Source organism: Cryobacterium sp. BB736 (assembly GCF_014980265.1).
Lineage (GTDB): Bacteria > Actinomycetota > Actinomycetes > Actinomycetales > Microbacteriaceae > Terrimesophilobacter.
Genome location: NZ_JABXWQ010000001.1, coordinates 772,466 through 789,690, shown reverse-complemented (window position 1 = coordinate 789,690; position 17,225 = coordinate 772,466). Strand labels below are relative to the sequence as shown.

The following is a 17,225-nucleotide window of genomic DNA, read 5'->3' as shown; positions in this document are numbered from 1 at the left end:
CCGACAACCACGCTGACGGTCTAGCCGACCAGGGCCTCCTTCAGGGTCACCCGGGCGCCGGTGCGCAGCAGCGAGTTGCGGTACATCCGCTCGCCGATCCACACCACGAGCGCGGTAGTCGCCACAAGGATGCCGAGCGACAGCAGCGGCTCCCACCACTCGGCGGTACCGAGGAACACCCGCATCGGCATGCCCACCGGCGCCGAGAACGGTACGTACGACATCACGCCCAGCACGACCGGGTTGTCGTTGAAGAAGATCACCAGGAAGTAGGGGATCATCACGAGCATCGTCACCGGGGAGGTGACCGAGCCGACATCCTCGACCCGGGACACCAGTGCCGCGGTGGCCGCGAACAGCGCGGCGAGCAGCACGAACCCGAACAGGAAGAACACAACGAACCAGACCAGCGACGGCCCGATATCGGCCAGCAGCAGGTCCTGACCGGATGCGAGCATCCCGACTCCGGCGAGCACCGCGATGAGCGCGATCTGACCGAACGCGAGGATGCTGTTGCCGAGCACCTTGCCCGCCATCAGTGCGCGCACCGGCACCGTCGCCATCAGGATCTCCACGATCCGCGTCTGCTTCTCCTCCACAACGCTCTGCGCGATGATCGAGCCGAACGTGAGGGCGGAGACGAAGAACACTAGTCCGAACCCGAGCGCGACCAGGTAGATCAGGAACGGGTTCTGTCCACTCGGTTCAAGCAACTCGATCCCCGGCGTGACGCTCAGCACGGCGAGCACCGACGTGGGCGCCTCGTCCAGGCCGATCACGGTCAGCTCGAGCGGCGCATCCGGATCCGGCACGAGCGCCGCCTCGACCTCCTCGGATCGAACCAGCTCCTCCGCCTCGTCCACGGTGGCGGCCTCGGTGACCTCGAGCGCACCGGTGTCCTCCGCGACGGCGACCGCCGAACCAACCCCTGCGACCTTGGGCAGGTCAACGTTCTGGCTCGCGAACCCGCCGAAGAGAACGCTTGCGAGCACCATCAGCAGCAGGATGCCGGTGGAGATCAGGAACGCCTTGCTGCGCAGGCGCATCCGGATCTCTCGCTCGGCAATTAGCCACGTGGCCTGAGCGAGTCCGGGGCTTGTGAAGCGGCTCACTGGATTACCTCCTTGAAGATCTGGGCGAGTGACGGTTGGCGCGGCGCGAAGCGCTGCACGTCGCCGGATGCCGCGGCACGCTTCAGCACGCGCTGAGCGGTCTCGGTCGAGTCGGTCTCGAACACCGCGTGCCCGCCGTCGAAGTCGACGACCCGCACGCCGGGCTCCGAGCGCAGCCATCCGGTGTCGCCGGCGACGGTGAGCTCGTAGAGACCAGGAGCGTGCGCCTCGCGCAGCGTCTCCCGCGAGCCGGCGGCGCGAATCTGCCCGTCGGCGATGACGATCAGGTCGTCACACAGCCGCTCGACGATGTCGAGCTGGTGCGAGGAGAACAGCACGGGCGCGCCCTTCGCGGCGAAGTCCTTCAGCACGCCCTGCACGACCTCGACCGCCATGGGGTCGAGCCCCGAGAACGGCTCGTCCAGCACGAGCACCTCCGGTTCGTGCACCAGGGCGGCTGCGATCTGCGCGCGTTGCTGGTTACCCAGCGACAGGCTCTCGACTGTGTCGTTGGCACGCTCGCCCAGTCCGAGCCGCTCGAGCAACTCCATGGTGTTGCGTTTGGCATCCTCGGTCGGCATGCCGTGCAGTCGCCCGATGTAGGTCACCTGCTCGGCGACCTTCATCTTGGGGTACAGCCCGCGCTCCTCCGGCATGTAGCCGAACCGGGTGCGCGCTTCGGCGGTGAGTGGCGACCCGTCGAGGGTCACCGCACCCGAGTCGGGCGCAAGCACACCGAGGATGATCCGCATGGTCGTGGTCTTACCCGCGCCATTACCGCCGACGAAGCCGGTCATGCGTCCGCCGGTGACGCTGAACGCGACATCCGTGAGCACCCGGCGGTCCCCGAACGACCTGTTGATTGAGTGGAGTTCCAGCATGAGCTCCACGCTACGGATGCGCCAAGCCGGGCACATCCGTCGCACGGCGGGTTTGTGTGCTCCCCCTCGCGGTGGAGCCGGAGTCAGGAGCCGTTGGGGGTGACCAGGCCGCTCTCGTACGCGTAGACCACCGCTTGTACCCTGTCACGCACGCCGAGCTTGGCGAGCACGTTCGACACGTGCGTCTTCACGGTGGCTTCCCCGAGGAACAGCCGCGCGGCGATCTCGGCGTTGGACAGCCCCTGCGCGACCAGCACGAGCACTTCCCTTTCCCGCTCGGTGAGTCCGACATCCGTTGCCACCTCGGAGCGGGGTGCGGCCGCACCGCCGAAGCGGGCGATGACGCGACTGGTCACCTCGGGCGCGAGCATCGCGTCGCCGTCCGCGACGACGCGCACGGCCTCAATGAGCTTCTCCGGGCTGGCGGTCTTCAGCAGGAAGCCGCTCGCGCCCGCACCCAGCGCATCAAACAGGTAATCGTCGCGGTCGAAGGTGGTCAGGATCAGCACGCGCGAGCGCAGTGAAGGGTTGCCGATGATGTGCCGGCTGGCCGTCAGGCCATCCATGCCGGGCATCTGGATGTCCATGAGCACGACATCCGGGTTGGTGCGCGTCACCACCTCGATCGCGTCGGCACCCGACCCGGCTTCACCGACCACGTCGATGCCGGGCTCCGTCTGAAGGATGATTCGGAACCCGGCGCGCACGAGCTCCTGGTCATCGGCGAGGACGACGCGGATCACGCGTGCTCCGCCGACCGTGCGGCGAGCGTGCGGCTCGACGTGAGCGGGATGCGCGCGCGCACCAGGTAGCCGCCGCGACTCCGTGGCCCGACCTCGAGCTCACCGCCGACGGCGACAACGCGCTCTCGCATTCCCACCTGGCCGAGGCCGCTTCCGCGCGCCGCTGCGGCTCTTCCCAGTCCGGTGTCCGCGACCTCCAGCTCGACCGCATCCGGTTCGTAGCGCAACCGGACGTCAGCGGTGGCGCCGGTGCCCGCGTGCTTGCGGGTGTTGGTGAGGGCCTCCTGCGCGACCCGGAACAGGGTGAAGCTCACGAGCGGGCTGAGCGGCACCGGGTCGCCGATCACCTGCACGCTCACTGGCGTTCCGGCGTGGCGGGTCTGCTCCGCGAGCTCCTCGAGCTGTTCGACACCGCGCGTTGACGCACTCTCGCTCGCGGTGTCGGTCTCGTTCTCACGCAGGGTCGTGAGCAGGCGGTGCAGTTCGTCGACCGCGGTTCGGGCGCTGGTTTCGATCAGCTCGAGTGAAGCGGATGCCTGGGCAGGGTCGGTCTGCAGCACTCGCCGAGCTGCCCCGGCCTGAATGCCCATGACCGAGACGTGGTGGGCCACGACGTCGTGCAGTTCGCGCGCGATGCGCAACCGGTCAAGCGCGACCGCCTGCACCGCGCGGCGCTCGCGCTCCTCGGATAGCTCGGCGGTGCGCGCGCTCAGCAGCGCCTTCTCTCGCGCCGCACGCCACGCGGTGTTGCCGAAGAAGAACGCGCCGCCGAAGTACAGCAGGTTGGTGACCACCTGGATGATGGCGAGGGAAGCGAGCTGCGAGAAGATTCCCGAGCGGGAGAAGTCCGGGACGGCATCCGGATCGGACACGGTCACGATCAGGTTCACCATGACCCACACGAGCATCGCCGCGATGATGATGCCACGCACGACATTGGCTCGCCGACGGTTCCTGCCCCACGCGCCGACCGTGTAGATGGCCATGAACAGCGCAATGTTGCTGAAGAGCAGCTCCGGCACCATGAACTGCTGGCTGACGTAGAAGGCGATGGCGATGAAGAACGCGACAGCCTCTGGCCAACGGCGGCGGAAGGCGAGCGGCGCGGTCAGACCGACAACCGCGAGCGCGCTCATCCACAGCGGCGCGGGGTCGTTGTACCAGCCGATCCGGTTATAGAGCATCGAGGAGAGCGCAGTGCCGATCATCAGCACGAACGCCGCCAGCGCGTCGCGCCGGTAGCCATCTGGGCCCGGCCGCTCACGCACCCACTCGTCGGTAGCCATCCGTTAACGCTACCGACGAGCCGGGGGAGTCACATCCGTCGCGCGACGGAGCCCTCAGGGGCTGAAGCCAGTGGCTAGTCGGCGCCGGTGATCCCGGACGTCGACTCGATCACGGTGGCCATCTTCTTCTGCAGCGCCTCGTAGAACATCGACAGCGGGAACTCGTCGTCCATAACCTGGTCGGTGTACCCCTTGGCCGGTCCGGCGAGCGTCTCGTCGTCCAGCCCGCGGGCCCACTTCGATGCCGGATGCGGGGCGAGCGTCCCCGAGACCAGCTCGTATGCGGCGAGCCAGTGCGCGACTTTCGGCCGGTCGATGGAGCGCCAGTAGAGGTCGTGGATCGCCTCGCCGAGCGCGTTCACGACATCCGGAACCTCATCCCAGTCGATGCTGAGCGTCGTGTCGGTCCAGTGCAGCACGCCCTTCTGGTGCATCCACGCGAACAGCAGCTGGCCACCGAGACCGTCGTAGTTGCGCACCCGGCTGCCGGTGAGCGCGAACCGGAAGATGCGGTCGAAGATGACCGTGTACTGCACCAGCTGCGCGTGCTTGCGGGTCACCGGGTCGGTGTCCTCTGCGCGCACCAGCCGCACCGACTCGCGGAACGCGGTCAGGTCGCAGCGCAGTTCCTCGAGGGAGTAGAGGAAGTACGGCATCCGCTGCTTGATCATGAACGGATCGAACGGCAGGTCGCCGCGCATATGGGTGCGGTCGTGGATCAGGTCCCACATCACGAACGTCTTCTCGGTGAGCTCCTGATCCTCGAGCAGCTCGCGCGCATCCGCGGGCAGGTCGAGACCGGTGATCTCGGATGCCGCACGCACGACGCGGCGGAAGCGAGCGGCCTCACGGTCGGCGAAGATGGCGCCCCAGGTGAACACCGGGATCTCACGCGTCGCGACCGTCTCCGGGAACAGCACAGCCGCGTTGGTGTCGTAACCGGCCGTGAAGTCGAGGAAACGCACCGGGATGAACAGCTTGTTCGAGTAGTCACCGGCCTCCAGCTCAGAGACGAACTCCGGCCAGATCACTTCGATCAGCACCGCCTCGACCAGCCGGTCGCTGCTGCCGTTCTGCGTGTACATCGGGAACACCACGAGGTGGCGGATGCCGTCCTCACGGTGCTGCTCCGGGTGGAACGCGACGAGCGAGTCCAGGAAGTCCGGCATGCCGAAGCCGTCCGCTGCCCACCGCTCGAAGTCGGCGACGGATGCCCGCAGGTACTCGTCGTCGTGCGGGAACAGCGGGGCCAGCTCCAGGATGCGCGCGGTGATCTCGGCGACGAGCTCGGCCGCGCGCAAGTGGTCTCCGGCATCCGGGATGCTGCCGTCCTTGATCTGCAGCTCACGAATGGCGCTCACGGCGCTCTTGAGGGCCAACCAAGCCGGGGACTGCGCGGTGGCACCGTCCTCAACGACCTCGGGTTCGCCAATGATCGCCTGCGTCGCGTGCTGCGCTGCCTGCTGGGACATGGTTCAACCTCCGCATCGTCGACTCGGGACCGCACTGTGCAGTCACACCCCTCCAGCCTACGGGGGCGCGGTGCCGGAATTCTTTGTGACTTCGGTGGTTATGGTGCGTTTCGGGTGGGAATGGCGCAGGGAAACTGCTTACAGCCCGTGTTCACGCAGCCAATCCCCCAGAACGCGCTCGAACACGTCCGGCTGTTCGACGTTCGGCAGGTGCGCGGAGTCGTGGAACCGGCATCCGTCGGCGTTCGGAATCGTGGTCACCAGGTACTCGTACTGGGCGAGGGTCTCGGACACGTCGTGGTCGCCGACCATCACCAAGGTCGGCACGGTGATGTCGACGACCCGGTCGTACGCGGGTGGTTCGAGCGGGATCGGCGACGGCTCCTCATCGGCGTGCCGCACGTTGGCGGCATTGAGCGCGTACGCCGTCTCAACAAATGCGGGGTCGAGCTCTTCGGCGGAACGCTCTGCTCCGAACGACCACAGCTCGACCTCCTTGCGGGCGATCTGCTCCCAGTTCTCCTCTTCGACGAGAGCGTCCAGCTCGTCGAACAGGGCATCCTCGCGCTCCGTCAACTCGATGACCGGAAACCCGCCTGGGCCGCTTCCGATGGTGACCAGGCCCACAACCCGCTCGGGCGACTCGACGGTGAGGTCGATCGCGATCATGCCGCCGCGCGAGCAGCCGATGACGGTCGCCTTGTCGACGCCCAGGTGATCCAGCACCGCGCGGGCGTCCGCTCGGTTGGAGAACTCGACATTCTCGGTCTCTGTCTCCCCGAAGCCTCGCGTGTCGTAGCGGATGACGTAGTGGTCCTTTGCCAGCGCGTCCACCTGGGGGTCCCACATCCGAAGCGTCGCTACTCCGGCGTGAATCAGCAGCAGGGCGGGGGAGTCGGAGCTGCCCGCGGTCTCGTAGTAAAGCCGGGCGCCGTCGACGTCGATGGTGGGCATGAGGCAACGCTATTCCAGCGCCCGCACTGCACGCCAGAGGTCGACGCCGTGCGCTACTGCGGGATACGGATGCCGCGGATGACGCCGAGCGCGTCGCGCGCCTTCTCGAGGTCGCGCTTCCGGGTCGCCGCAAGCAACTCGGTCTGCGCCTGGGTCAGCGCCTCCAGGTCGATGAACTCGGGAAGGTGGAGGCTGCCGAGCCGCACCATGTGCACGACCGAGCGGATGGCGCGTCGCAACTCCGGGTTGTGCGATACGACCGCCATCCGGTTGAAGAATTGGAAGTTGGTCGTCGCGATCGATTGCACATCAAGCTTCGCGACCGCATCTTCGAACGCGGCATGGTCGGCGGACAGCTGTTCGACCAGTTCGTCGGTCGCGACCGGAACGACCTCTTCGATGAGGGCCGCATAGAGAGCGATCCACACTGTCATGGCGTTCGCGGTCTGCTGCGGGCTCACCACAGCGACGCGAGTGAAACGGTTGGCCGAAGCCTCGACCAGGCCGATCTCGCGGAGTCGCTGAATCGCCTCACGAACCGGTGTCCTGGAGACGCCGAAGGACTCTGCGAGGTTGGTGTCGCTGATCTTGTGGCCCGGCAGGAGCCTGCCCTCGTTGATGTCGGCGAGGATCGCCTCGAAGACCGTCGTCACCACCTTGCTGGTGGCAATTCCCTCGTCACCGGAAATAGTTGTTCGCGGCACCGTGGCGGTCGTCTCGATCACGCTCCCAGAATAGTCATTCGGATGCCCCCGTGCGGGGGCGCGACCGATGTGTCTACCTCCCGCGGGCAAGAAACCTGACCGAACACGCAGGCGTAGCGAGGCTCAGAAGATCATCGGGCGATCGTCGTCGTCACTTTCGTCGTCCGCGAGGTCGACCGTGACCGGCACGTGGTCGCTCGGGGCGTCGCCCTTGCGCTCATTCCGGTGGATCGCGCCGTCGGTCACCCGGTCGGCGAACGCCGGCGAGCCGAGGATGAAGTCGATGCGCATGCCCTCGTTGCGCGGGAACCGCAGCTGCTTGTAGTCCCAGTAGGTGAACAGGCCCGCCGGCACGTGCGGGCGCACGACGTCGATGATGCCGGCCTCCGCGAAGGCGTTGAACGCGGCGCGCTCGGGCTCCGACACGTGTGTCGAGAACCCCGGCACCACCGCCGGGTCGCCGTTGTCGGCGTCGGTCGGCGCGACGTTCCAGTCGCCCATGAGCGCGAGTGGGGCATCCGGATGCTCCTGCAGCCAGTTCTGCGCGTACACCCGCAGCCGGGTGAGCCAGTCGAGCTTGTAGTAGTAGTGCGGGTCCTCGAGCGCGCGGCCGTTCGGCACATACAGGCTCCACAGCCGGATGTCCTCGACCGTCACGCCGAGCGCCCGCGCCTCGAGCGGCAGGCCGACGCCCTCCTTGCCCTTCTCGAAGCCGGGCTGGTCGGGGAAGCTCGTCTCGACATTCGTCATCGGCAGGCGGCTGGCGAAGGCCACTCCGTTCCACTGGTTGAGTCCGTGGGCGACGACCTCGTAGCCGGCCGCTTCGAACGCCTCGATGGGGAACTGCTCTGGCTTGCACTTGATCTCTTGCATGCCGAGCACGTCGATGTCCTCACGGACCAGCCAGTCGACGACCCGCCCGTAGCGTGTGCGGATGGAGTTGACGTTCCAGGTCGCGATGCGCATGTCCCAACGCTATCGGGAGCGGGTGTCCCACCAGCCGACGGACGCGGCGACGGCGAGCCCGCCGATCACCATCGAGCCGTGCGGGTAATAGGCGAACAGCACGGCGCCGCCGATGAAGAATGCGAGGAGCGCGCCGAACCGCACGATCGGCCAGCGGGGCCGGATGCCTCGGCGGAACGCCGCGATGGCGCACACGATCGCCAGCAGGCCGATCGCGATCAGCAGAAACGGTTCGATGCCCCAGAGCGCGCGGAGCGGATGCGGCCAGTCCCGCGCGAGATAGCTGACGATCACCATCGGACCGCTCGCGAGAGTGACCCAGAAGGTGATCGCCCCTGTCACGCCGAGCGTTGTCGTGATGGGACGCATCGCGAACGCGAGCAGCACGAACGAGACGGACGCGGATGCGCCAAACAGCAGATAGTCCTCGGTCCACCCCAGCGGGGCGAACAGCGCGCGGTAGCCGTCGTAGATCGGCAGCGGCTCGATTGCGTGCGCCCAGCCGGGCGCCGGATAGTCGGGGAGCGACTCCCACGCCACGTGCTGGGCGGGGAGCAGGAACAGCGACCACAGCGAAGCGAGCACGGCTAACACAGCGGCGACGACGCGGGGATTGATGCGAGATGGCATGGGAGTTCTCACTAGAGTTGGTCGGGTGACGGACGCGCGCCAGCAGCTCATTGAGCACATCTCGCGGAATGCAGTATTCCACGGAGACTTCACCCTCACGAGCGGCGCGCGCGCCAACTTCTATGTCGACCTGCGGAGCGTCAGCCTCCACCACCGCGTCGCACCGCTCATCGGTCAGGTGATGCTCGACCTCATCGCCCCGATCCCGGATGTCGCAGCGGTCGGCGGCATGACCATGGGCGCCGACCCGATAGCCGCGTCGATCCTGCACCAGGGGGCAGCGCGCGGACTCGCTTACGACGCCTTCGTCGTGCGCAAGGAGCCGAAGGATCACGGCCGGGGTCGTCAGGTCGAGGGACCGGATGTCGCGGGCAAGCGCGTGATCGTGGTTGAAGACACATCCACCACGGGTGGTTCCCCGCTTCAGGCGATCGAAGCGCTCGTCAAGGTCGGGGCCGAAATCGTGGCAGTCGCCGTGGTCGTCGACCGTGACACCGGCGCACGCGAGCGCATCGAAGCGGCCGGCTATCCGTATCTGGCGGCGATCGGGCTCGAGGACCTCGGGCTGGCATCCGGAGGTTGGGCGCAGTGACCAAACCAGGCGAGGCGAGTCTCGAGGACTGGCTGGCCGAGAGCTTCGGCGCGAAGGAAGAGCCACCGCCTCTTGTCGAGCCGCCGGAGCCGACCTTCGGCCCGCCGACGGTCGCACTCGGGGAGTCCTTCACACCCACCGTCGCTGCCGAAGCGCCGACGGTGGCACTTGCCGATCCGCTGGTGTCCGAGTCGAGCACCGCGCCTCCGGACCTGCCGACCGAGGTATTCGCCGCTCCCGCCGGCGGCGCGCTTGATGACCTCTTCGGCGAGCAGCAGTTCCGCGACTATGAAGCAGAGCCGATCGCCAGCGAGAACCCGTTCGCCGCGCGCCGCACGACGGAGGCGACCGCCCAAGGGGCGGAGGGCGGCGTCAGCTCGACGCAGAAGAAGCTCATGTGGGCGGCGGGTGCGGTCGTCGCGGTGCTCGCGCTGGTCGCGCTGTTCATGGTCGGCACCAAGATGCCGGGTCTCGTCGGCTCGCCGCAGGCATCCGGGATCGGCGCCGAGGACACGGCCGACACGGTCGGGCCGCTTCCACCCGGGCAGTACTCGTGGGACCTGCTGCGGGGCGGCGAGTGCCTCGACAGCTACTCCGGGGCGTGGAGCGACACTTTCCCGGTCGTCGATTGCGGCACTGACCACAGTGCGCAACTCGTGCACCGCGGCATCGTGCCGCTGCCGGAGACCGGCGCCGACTCGTTCCCGGGTGTTGCCGCGCTCGACGCACAATTGCAACCGCTGTGCGCGGCCGCGACCGTGCTGGACTACGAGGCCGCGGGCGCGTACAGCGACATCCAGGTCGAAACCAGCTTCCCGGCGACCGAGCAGGCCTGGAACGAGGGTCGTCGCGACTTCCACTGCTTCGTCAGCCGGGCATCCGGCGAGCCGATCAGCGGAAGCCTCGCCGCGCAGCCCGACGCAGAAGATTAGACCGCTACGAGCTGGGCGCTGACCCCAGCGCGGCGGCGACCAGGCGCACACCCTCTTCGGCGTCGATTCCGAGCTGCCGGATGCGTGCCGCGTATTCGGCGGCCGCCTCTTGCGCCTTCCGCTCGGCGGCATCCCCATGGGTGGACACGAATGTGCCGTTCCGGCCGCGGGTCTCGATGATCTGGTCCAGTTCGAGCTCGCGGTAGGCACGCGCGACGGTCCCGGGGGCGATGCCGAGATCGTCGGCGAGCCGACGCACGGTCGGCAGGCGCGTGCCCGGTGCCAGCGTGCCGCTGCTCACCTGCTCGAGCAGGTGCGTCCGGAGCTGCTCGAACGGCGGCACCGACGACTGCGGGTCAACGACAACCCTGCTTGCGTCCCACGCTGCCTCCATCATGCGCCCAACGTATCAACCGGGTCGGCGCAGGCGTCAGGATGCCGGGGCGTGGGTTTCCAGGAACTCGTACACCTCGGTGTGGTCCACCCCGGTGAACGTGTCCACCGGCACCGCGGCCAGCAGCGACGACTGCAGGCGCGGGCTGGGGAACGATTGCTCGCTCCACTTCGAGGCCAGCGGCGCGGGTGGCTGACGGCAGCACGCTGGGTCCGGGCATCCGGAATTCTTCCGGTTCGCCGTGTCCCGCCCGCGGAACCACTTCACGTGAGCGAACGGCGTGCCGACGCTCACCGAGAAGTCGCCCTGGGTGGTCGACTGGATGCTCGAGGTGCACCAGTAGGTGCCGTTCGGTTTGTCGGTGTACTGGTGGTACGGGCTGAACCGGTCGGCGATGTCGAACACCTGCCGCGCGCTCCAGAACCGGCACACCACCTGCCCCTCGACAGCTCCGAGCACGTCGTGCGGGAACTTGGCGTCGTCGTTCTCATACGCCTTGGAGATGGTGCCCGACTGGTGCACCTTCAGGAAATGCAGGGGGATGCCCAGGTGATGGGTCGCCAGGTTGGTGAAGCGGTGCGCGGCGGTCTCGTAGGTGACGGCGAACGCATCCCGCAGGTCCTCGACCGACAACTCCCGGTTCGCCTTCGCCTCGGCCAGAAACTCGACCGCGCCAGCTTCCGGCACCATCAGCGCCGCCGCGAGGTAGTTAGTCTCGACCCGCTGCAGCAGGAACTCGCGGTAGTCATTGGGCTCCTCGGCGCCCAGAACATGCCCGGCCAGCGCCCGCAGCAGCGACCCGCGCGGGTCGGCGCCCTTCTTGTCCACCGGGAGGTAGATGCGCTTGTGCCGCAGGTCGCTCACCGAGCGGGTCGACGCCGGCAGGTCGGTGACGTAGTGCAGCGTGAACCCGAGGTGGGCGGCGAGTTCGGATGCGAGTCGCTGCGAGAGCGGACCGCCGGTGTGCCCGACCGCGGCGAGCAGGCCGCGAGCGGTGCTCTCGAGTTCCGGGAAGTAGTTGTTCTGCCGGCGCATCTGGTCGCGCAGTTCCGTGTTGGCCCGACGCGCCTCCTCCGGGGTCGCCGCGCGCTCGCGGTGCAGCCGTTCGAGCTCCGCATGCAGCCCGAGCACCGTCTCGATCGCCTCGTCGCTGAGCGACTTGCGCACCGGCAGGGGTGGGAGACCGAGCGAGCTGTAGAGCGGCCCGCGCTGGATCCGCTCGAGCGCGATCTCCAGTTGGGCTCGCCGCGACGGCGGCTCGGCGCTGAGCAGGTCGTCGAGGGTCGCGCCAAGAGCGCGAGCGACGGTCTGCAGATCGCTGAGCCTCGGTTCCCGCTTGCCGTTCTCCAGCACGCTCACTTGGGAGGCGGCTCGCCCGATCGCGGTACCGAGGTCCTCCAGCGTCATGCCGCGGCTCTGCCGCAGTTGCCGGATGCGCTTGCCGATGGTGAGCGCATCCAGGCTTGTGTCGTCAGCGGGCAGGGGCATTACCGTCGTCATCCACCCACAATGTCAGGTCTGCCGGTTCGGCGGAACAGAAAACCAGCGGTTCTTCGGCATAAATGCTGCGCGCGCAATCGACGAAGTTCTGGAGACGATCAGGAATCGAAGCCCAAGCCGAGCGCGTCGAGCGTCTTCAGGATGAGATTCCTGCGCCCGCGATTGTGGTCGGCTCGGTCCATCGACCACCGGGTGGCCTGGATGCCCATCGATGCGATCGGCTCCGGCGGGAACGGCAGCGGGCGCTTGCGCACCATCTCGAGTTCCGTCCTCTCGGTCGTCAGGCCTTCGAGCTGGTCGAGCATCACGTTCGCCGCGAAGTGCACCGCTCCGACACCGAGCCCTGTAAAACCGGCTGAGTAGGCGACGCGACCGCCGCGAGCGGTTCCGAAGAACGCGCAGAACCGGGTCGAGCTGTCGATGGCTCCGGCCCAGCGGTGCGTGAAGCGGATGCCCTCCAGTTGCGGGAAGGTGGTGAAGAAGTGGCTCGCGAGTCGCTCAAATGACTGCGGCCGTTCCTCGTACGAACTGCGAAGCCTGCGCCCGTAGTGGTAGATCGCGTCGTAGCCGCCGAACAGGATCCGGTTGTCGGCGCTCATCCGGTAGTAGTGGAACTGGTTCGCCATGTCGGCCAGTCCCTGCCGGTTCTGCCAGCCGATCGACGCAAGTTGCGCCGAGTCCAGCGGCTCGGTCATCAACACATAGTCGTAGACCGGAACGGTGGCCAGCGCGTTGCGCTTCAGCAGCGACGGGAACGCGTTGGTCGCCAGCGCCGTCTTGGTGGCCGTCACCTCACCGTGCGCGGTCACCAGCCGCGACACCGGCTGCCCGGTTGCGTCGTCGGCGTCGATACGTTTCACGGGCGAGTTCTCGAAGATCTCCACGCCCAGTTCAGCGGCAACCCGTTCCAGTCCCGCGACGAGCTTGCCGGGGTGGATCAGCGCGGTGCTGCGCTTGTGCCAGAGCCCGGCGAGGTAGGTGGGGGAGTCCACTTCGGCACGAACGGCTCCAGCGTCCAGGAAGACGTTGTCGGCGTCGGTCGGCTCCTCCAGCAGCCACTCGACCTGGTGGTCCTCGATGGCGAGGTCGATCGAGCCGGTGCGCTCGAATTCGCAGTCGATGCCCAACTCGATCACCGCGCGTTCGATCTCATCGAGGTTCTCGAGCCCCAGCCGGTTGAGCGCTTCGATCTCCTTAGGCCAGCGGTTTCGGCCGTTCTGTTCGCCGTGGGTCAGGCTCGCCTCGCAGAAGCCGCCATTGCGACCGGATGCCGCCCACCCGAGCGTGCGGCCTTCCAGCAGCACGACATGGGCATCCGGGTTGCGTCGCTTGGCGAGCACCGCCGTCCAGAGGCCCAGGAAGCCACCGCCAACCACCGCCAGGTCGCACCGGATCGCACCGGACAAGCTCGGGTGCAAGACCCGTTCTCCCAGATCGTCCAGCCAGAACACGGCGTGCTTGCTGTCGCTCAGCGATTGGCTGACAAGGGAGGCCGCCGGCCGGTTCCTCTCAAAAACGGTGGTGCCCACGAAGGACGTTCCTCTCTTGCTTCTCAGGTCAGGCGTTGTCGGCGGCGTAGACCCGCTCGCCGTTCACGAACGTCTGCAGCGTGCGGGTGTTGCCGATCTCTTCGGGGGATCCGGCGAACGGATCGCGATCAAGCACGACGAGGTCGGCGAGGTTGCCGGGTCGTATGGTGCCGGTGTCGTCGAGGTGGTTCACCCAGGCCGAACCGGCCGTGTAGGCGGTGAGCGCGCTCGCCAGGTCGATGCGCTGCTCGGGGAGGAACACGTCGAAGTCGCCCTCCTTCTGGCTCGGCGCGGAGAGCCGATTCACGGCGACGTGGATGGCGGCGAATGGGTCGGGTGTGCTCACTGACCAGTCGCTGCCGGATGCGAGCACCGCGCCACTGCGCAGCAGGTCACCGAACGGGTACTGCCAGGAACTGCGTGGCTCGCCCAGGAACGGGAGGGTGAGGTCGACCATCTGCGGCTCGAGCGCAGCCCACAGCGATTGCATGTTCGCCGCGACGCCGAGTTCCCTGAACCGGGAGACGTCATCCGGATGCACCACCTGCAGGTGTGCGATGTGGTGCCGGTTGTCGCCGCGTCCGTTTGCCGCAATCGCCGCAGCAACCGAGTCGAGGCACTCGCGCACAGCACGGTCGCCGATCGCGTGGAAGTGCACCTGGAAGTCGAGCTGGTCCAGCTCGACTACCGCGTCGCGGAGCACTGCAGGGTCGACGAAGGAGATGCCGGAGTTGCCGGTGTGATGCCCGCAGCCGTCGAGGTACGGCTCGATCATCGCCGCGGTGAAGTTCTCGGCGACACCGTCCTGCATGACCTTGACGCTCGTGGCCGCAAACCGGCCGGCTCGGGACTGCTCCCGCCGGGCGACCAGTTCCGGCACCTGCTCCAGGCCGCGCGTACGGTCCCACCAGAGCGCACCGACGACGCGCGCGGTGAGCTGGCCGCTTTGCGCCGCCGCCAGGTACGCGGGTGTTGCGTCCCCGGCGTCGCCGTAGTCGCCGAGGATGGCATCCTGCCAGGCGGTGACCCCCATCGAGTGCAGGTACTCCTGGCCGATGAGCAGCGCGCGCAGGTAGTCCTCCGGCGAGGTGGCGGGCAGCAGACGGTTCACCAGGGTCATCGCACCCTCGTGCAGCGTGCCGGTCGGGGTGCCGTCCGGGTCGCGTTCGATTCGGCCATCGGCGGGGTCCGGTGTGTCGGCGGTGATACCGGCGAGCTCGAGGGCACGACTGTTCACCCAGGCGCCGTGGCCGTCGCGGTTGGGCAGGAAGGCCGGTCGATCCGGGATGACGGTGTCCAGGTCCTCGGCCCGCGGCGTTCCGCCCGGGAACGCCGACATCCCCCACCCGCCGCCGAGGATCCACTCCTTGTCCGGATTCGCCGCTGAGTACTCCGCCAGCCGTGCGAGGTAGCCGGCCTTCGTCGATTCCTCGGACAGGTCGCAGCGGATCAGGTCGAGGCCGCCCCACACCGCGTGCACGTGGGCGTCCTGGAAGCCGGGCACAAGCATCCGGCCATTCAGGTCGACAACCTCGGTGGCGGAGCCGATGAACTCCTTCACCTCGTCATGGCCGACCGCCACGATGCGGCCGTCCTTGACTGCGACGCCGGTTGCCCGACGCCGGACGGCGTCGGCAGTGAAAACCGGTCCGCCGGTGAAGACGAGGTCTGCGGTGGGCATAAGACTCCTTTGGATGCGATCTCGGCAGGTGGGGAGGACGGCTCAGCCGCCGCCGACGGTCTTGGCGATGTCTGTGGCCGAGTCGCCGGCGCGGCGCAGCACCACCGCGACCAGCGCGAGCGCGCCGAGGGTGAGCAGCAGCATGATGGTGGACACCGCGGCGATCTCCGGCCGCAGCCCTGTGCGCACCGCGCTCAGCACGTACACCGGCCATGGGGTGGACCCGGACACCTGCACGAATGCGGCGACGATCGTGTTGTCGAGGCTGAGAGTGAACGACAGCAGCGCTCCGGCGAGCACGGCCGGGGTGACGAGCGGCAGGGTGATCTGGGTGAAGCGGCGCAGCGGCGGCGCGTACAGGTCGGAGGCTGCCTCCTCCAGCGACTCGTCCAACCCGATCAGGCGGGAGCGGACGATGTACGCGACGACCGCAGTCGAGAACAGCGAATGCCCGACCACAAGGCGGACGATGCCGTTGTCGAACAGTCCGAGGCCGACATCCTGGCCGAGGAAGACCATCCACGGCAGCAGCGCGACAGCATCCACGATCTCCGGGGTGACCGTGACCAGCACCAGCAGGACGAGGAACCAGGGCACCCACTTGCCTGCCCGCCGCGCAAGGGCGACCCCGGCGAGAGTGCCGAGCACCGTGGCGATCAGCGCGGAGATGACGCCGGCTTGCAGCGACACCCAGACCGCGTCGCGAATCGCCGGCTTGGTCACGATGGACGCGAAGGAGTCGAATCCGAATCCGCCCCAGGCCACGAGCAGCCGGCCGTTGTTGAACGAGTAGATCAGGATGATGATGATCGGCGCGAACAGGAACGCAAAGACGATGACCGCCCAGGCGCGCATCGACAGGTCGATCAGCGAGGTGCGTTGCTTCATTTGGGTGATCCCAACACGAGGCGCCCACGAGCGCGGAGCGGCCAGCTGGCGAGCCAGGCGACGAGGAATGCGATCGCGGCCGAGATCAGGATGGTGAGGATGAGCACTACCGCCATCGCCGAGCCGAGCGCCCAGTTCTGGGCGGTCTGGAACTGGTTGGCCACCATCTGCCCGGCCATGTTGCCCTTCGCCCCGCCGAGGACGGTGGCGGTGATGTAGTCGCCCATCAGCGGGATGTACACGAGCAGGATGCCGACGATGATGCCCGGCTTGGCGAGCGGAAGGGTGATGTTGATGAACGTGCTCCAGCGACCGGCGCCTAGGTCCTTGCTCGCCTCGCGCAGCGGCAGGATCACCCGGTCGAATGCCACGAACAACGGCAGCACCATGAGCGGCAGGTAGTTGTAGACCACCCCGATGAGCACCGCCGTCCTTGTGAACATCACGTCGAGTGGTTCATCCAGCGCGCCGGTTGCCTGCAGCAGCCCCGAGAACCAGCCCTCGGGCGCGAGGATGATCTGCCAGCCGATGGTACGGATCAGGAAGTTGGTCCAGAACGGGATCATGACCATGGCGAGCAGGATGCCGCGGTGCCGGTTAGCCGCCTTGACCGCGAGCCAGTAGGCGAACGGGATTGAGATGGCGAGGCAGATCAGGGTGCCGGTGACGCCGACCCACAGGGTGTTCTGGAATGTCTGGAAGAAGGTCGGAGACAGCGCTTCTGCGTACCGGTCGAACGACAGCCGGTCGTTCGCGTGCGTCCCGAAGATGCCCGGCTTGTAGCCGAAGCTGAACCACAACACCATGCCGACCGGCGCGACGAAGAACGCCGTCAGCCAGGCCCAGGCGGGAAGGGCAAGCGCAGCGCGCGGTCCCTTGAGCCAGTCCGGGCGGCGGCGTGCCGGCGGCGTGTCCAGCATCGTCACCGGAGCGTTGGTCGAGTGTGTCGTCATGGCGTTGC

17 protein-coding genes are annotated in these 17,225 nt (G+C 67.6%); 2 read left to right on the top strand and 15 right to left on the bottom strand.

Annotated elements, in window-relative coordinates:
* Nucleotides 1-20: 20 nt before the first annotated feature.
* From IRG63_RS03780 to IRG63_RS03740, 9 genes are all read right to left on the bottom strand, one after another.
* Nucleotides 21-1,046, bottom strand: coding sequence for an ABC transporter permease (locus tag IRG63_RS03780; protein WP_193509560.1), 1,026 nt, complete (start codon nucleotides 1,044-1,046; stop codon nucleotides 21-23).
* Nucleotides 1,047-1,108: 62 nt separating this feature from the next.
* Nucleotides 1,109-1,993, bottom strand: coding sequence for an ABC transporter ATP-binding protein (locus IRG63_RS03775; RefSeq protein ID WP_193509260.1), 885 nt, complete (start codon nucleotides 1,991-1,993; stop codon nucleotides 1,109-1,111).
* A gap of 83 nt (nucleotides 1,994-2,076) precedes the next feature.
* A complete protein-coding gene (locus IRG63_RS03770; protein ID WP_193509259.1) occupies nucleotides 2,077-2,736 on the bottom strand; it encodes a response regulator transcription factor in 660 nt (219 codons plus the stop codon).
* Complete coding sequence (locus IRG63_RS03765) at nucleotides 2,733-4,022, bottom strand: sensor histidine kinase (RefSeq protein ID WP_193509258.1); 1,290 nt, start codon at nucleotides 4,020-4,022, stop codon at nucleotides 2,733-2,735. Before IRG63_RS03765 ends, IRG63_RS03770 begins: the two co-directional genes overlap by 4 nt.
* Nucleotides 4,023-4,096: 74 nt before the next feature.
* Nucleotides 4,097-5,494 (bottom strand): DUF6421 family protein, encoded by a 1,398-nt coding sequence (locus IRG63_RS03760; RefSeq protein ID WP_193509257.1) that lies wholly within the window; start codon nucleotides 5,492-5,494, stop codon nucleotides 4,097-4,099.
* A gap of 138 nt (nucleotides 5,495-5,632) precedes the next feature.
* Nucleotides 5,633-6,448, bottom strand: coding sequence for an alpha/beta fold hydrolase (locus tag IRG63_RS03755; protein WP_168625884.1), 816 nt, complete (start codon nucleotides 6,446-6,448; stop codon nucleotides 5,633-5,635).
* Nucleotides 6,449-6,501: 53 nt separating this feature from the next.
* Nucleotides 6,502-7,173 (bottom strand): GntR family transcriptional regulator, encoded by a 672-nt coding sequence (locus IRG63_RS03750; RefSeq protein WP_193509256.1) that lies wholly within the window; start codon nucleotides 7,171-7,173, stop codon nucleotides 6,502-6,504.
* 102 nt (nucleotides 7,174-7,275) lie between these two features.
* A complete protein-coding gene (locus IRG63_RS03745; RefSeq protein WP_193509255.1) occupies nucleotides 7,276-8,118 on the bottom strand; it encodes an exodeoxyribonuclease III in 843 nt (280 codons plus the stop codon).
* Between the two features lie 9 nt (nucleotides 8,119-8,127).
* Nucleotides 8,128-8,748 (bottom strand): hypothetical protein, encoded by a 621-nt coding sequence (locus IRG63_RS03740; protein ID WP_193509254.1) that lies wholly within the window; start codon nucleotides 8,746-8,748, stop codon nucleotides 8,128-8,130.
* A gap of 25 nt (nucleotides 8,749-8,773) precedes the next feature.
* On the opposite strand from IRG63_RS03740, the gene pyrE reads away from it, so the two are divergent.
* Together pyrE and IRG63_RS14025 are read left to right on the top strand one after the other, a co-directional pair.
* Nucleotides 8,774-9,340 carry an orotate phosphoribosyltransferase gene (gene pyrE / locus IRG63_RS03735; RefSeq protein WP_370566167.1) on the top strand — a complete coding sequence of 189 codons (567 nt, stop codon included), beginning with the start codon at nucleotides 8,774-8,776 and terminating at the stop codon, nucleotides 9,338-9,340.
* Nucleotides 9,337-10,272: a septum formation family protein gene (locus tag IRG63_RS14025; protein WP_193509252.1), complete on the top strand. Its 936-nt coding sequence runs from the start codon at nucleotides 9,337-9,339 to the stop codon at nucleotides 10,270-10,272. The genes pyrE and IRG63_RS14025 overlap by 4 nt, the downstream gene beginning before the upstream one ends.
* 4 nt (nucleotides 10,273-10,276) lie before the next feature.
* Here the strand turns inward: IRG63_RS14025 and IRG63_RS03725 are convergent, their stop codons facing one another.
* The 6 genes from IRG63_RS03725 to IRG63_RS03700 all read right to left on the bottom strand — a co-directional run bounded on the left by IRG63_RS03725 (nucleotide 10,277) and on the right by IRG63_RS03700 (nucleotide 17,217).
* Entirely contained in the window at nucleotides 10,277-10,669 is a 393-nt protein-coding gene (locus IRG63_RS03725; protein WP_227411716.1) for a GntR family transcriptional regulator, read from the bottom strand.
* A gap of 33 nt (nucleotides 10,670-10,702) precedes the next feature.
* Entirely contained in the window at nucleotides 10,703-12,166 is a 1,464-nt protein-coding gene (locus IRG63_RS03720) for an XRE family transcriptional regulator (RefSeq protein WP_168625877.1), read from the bottom strand.
* Nucleotides 12,167-12,264: 98 nt separating this feature from the next.
* Nucleotides 12,265-13,695, bottom strand: coding sequence for an FAD-dependent oxidoreductase (locus IRG63_RS03715; RefSeq protein ID WP_193509251.1), 1,431 nt, complete (start codon nucleotides 13,693-13,695; stop codon nucleotides 12,265-12,267).
* 28 nt (nucleotides 13,696-13,723) lie between these two features.
* Entirely contained in the window at nucleotides 13,724-15,376 is a 1,653-nt protein-coding gene (locus tag IRG63_RS03710; RefSeq protein WP_193509250.1) for an amidohydrolase, read from the bottom strand.
* A 42-nt stretch (nucleotides 15,377-15,418) separates the two neighbouring features.
* The gene (locus tag IRG63_RS03705; RefSeq protein ID WP_168625874.1) at nucleotides 15,419-16,264 is read right to left on the bottom strand and encodes an ABC transporter permease; all 846 of its coding nucleotides are present in this window, start codon (nucleotides 16,262-16,264) and stop codon (nucleotides 15,419-15,421) included.
* Nucleotides 16,261-17,217, bottom strand: coding sequence for an ABC transporter permease (locus IRG63_RS03700; protein ID WP_168625873.1), 957 nt, complete (start codon nucleotides 17,215-17,217; stop codon nucleotides 16,261-16,263). The genes IRG63_RS03705 and IRG63_RS03700 overlap by 4 nt, the downstream gene beginning before the upstream one ends.
* Between the last annotated feature and the right edge of the window lie 8 nt (nucleotides 17,218-17,225).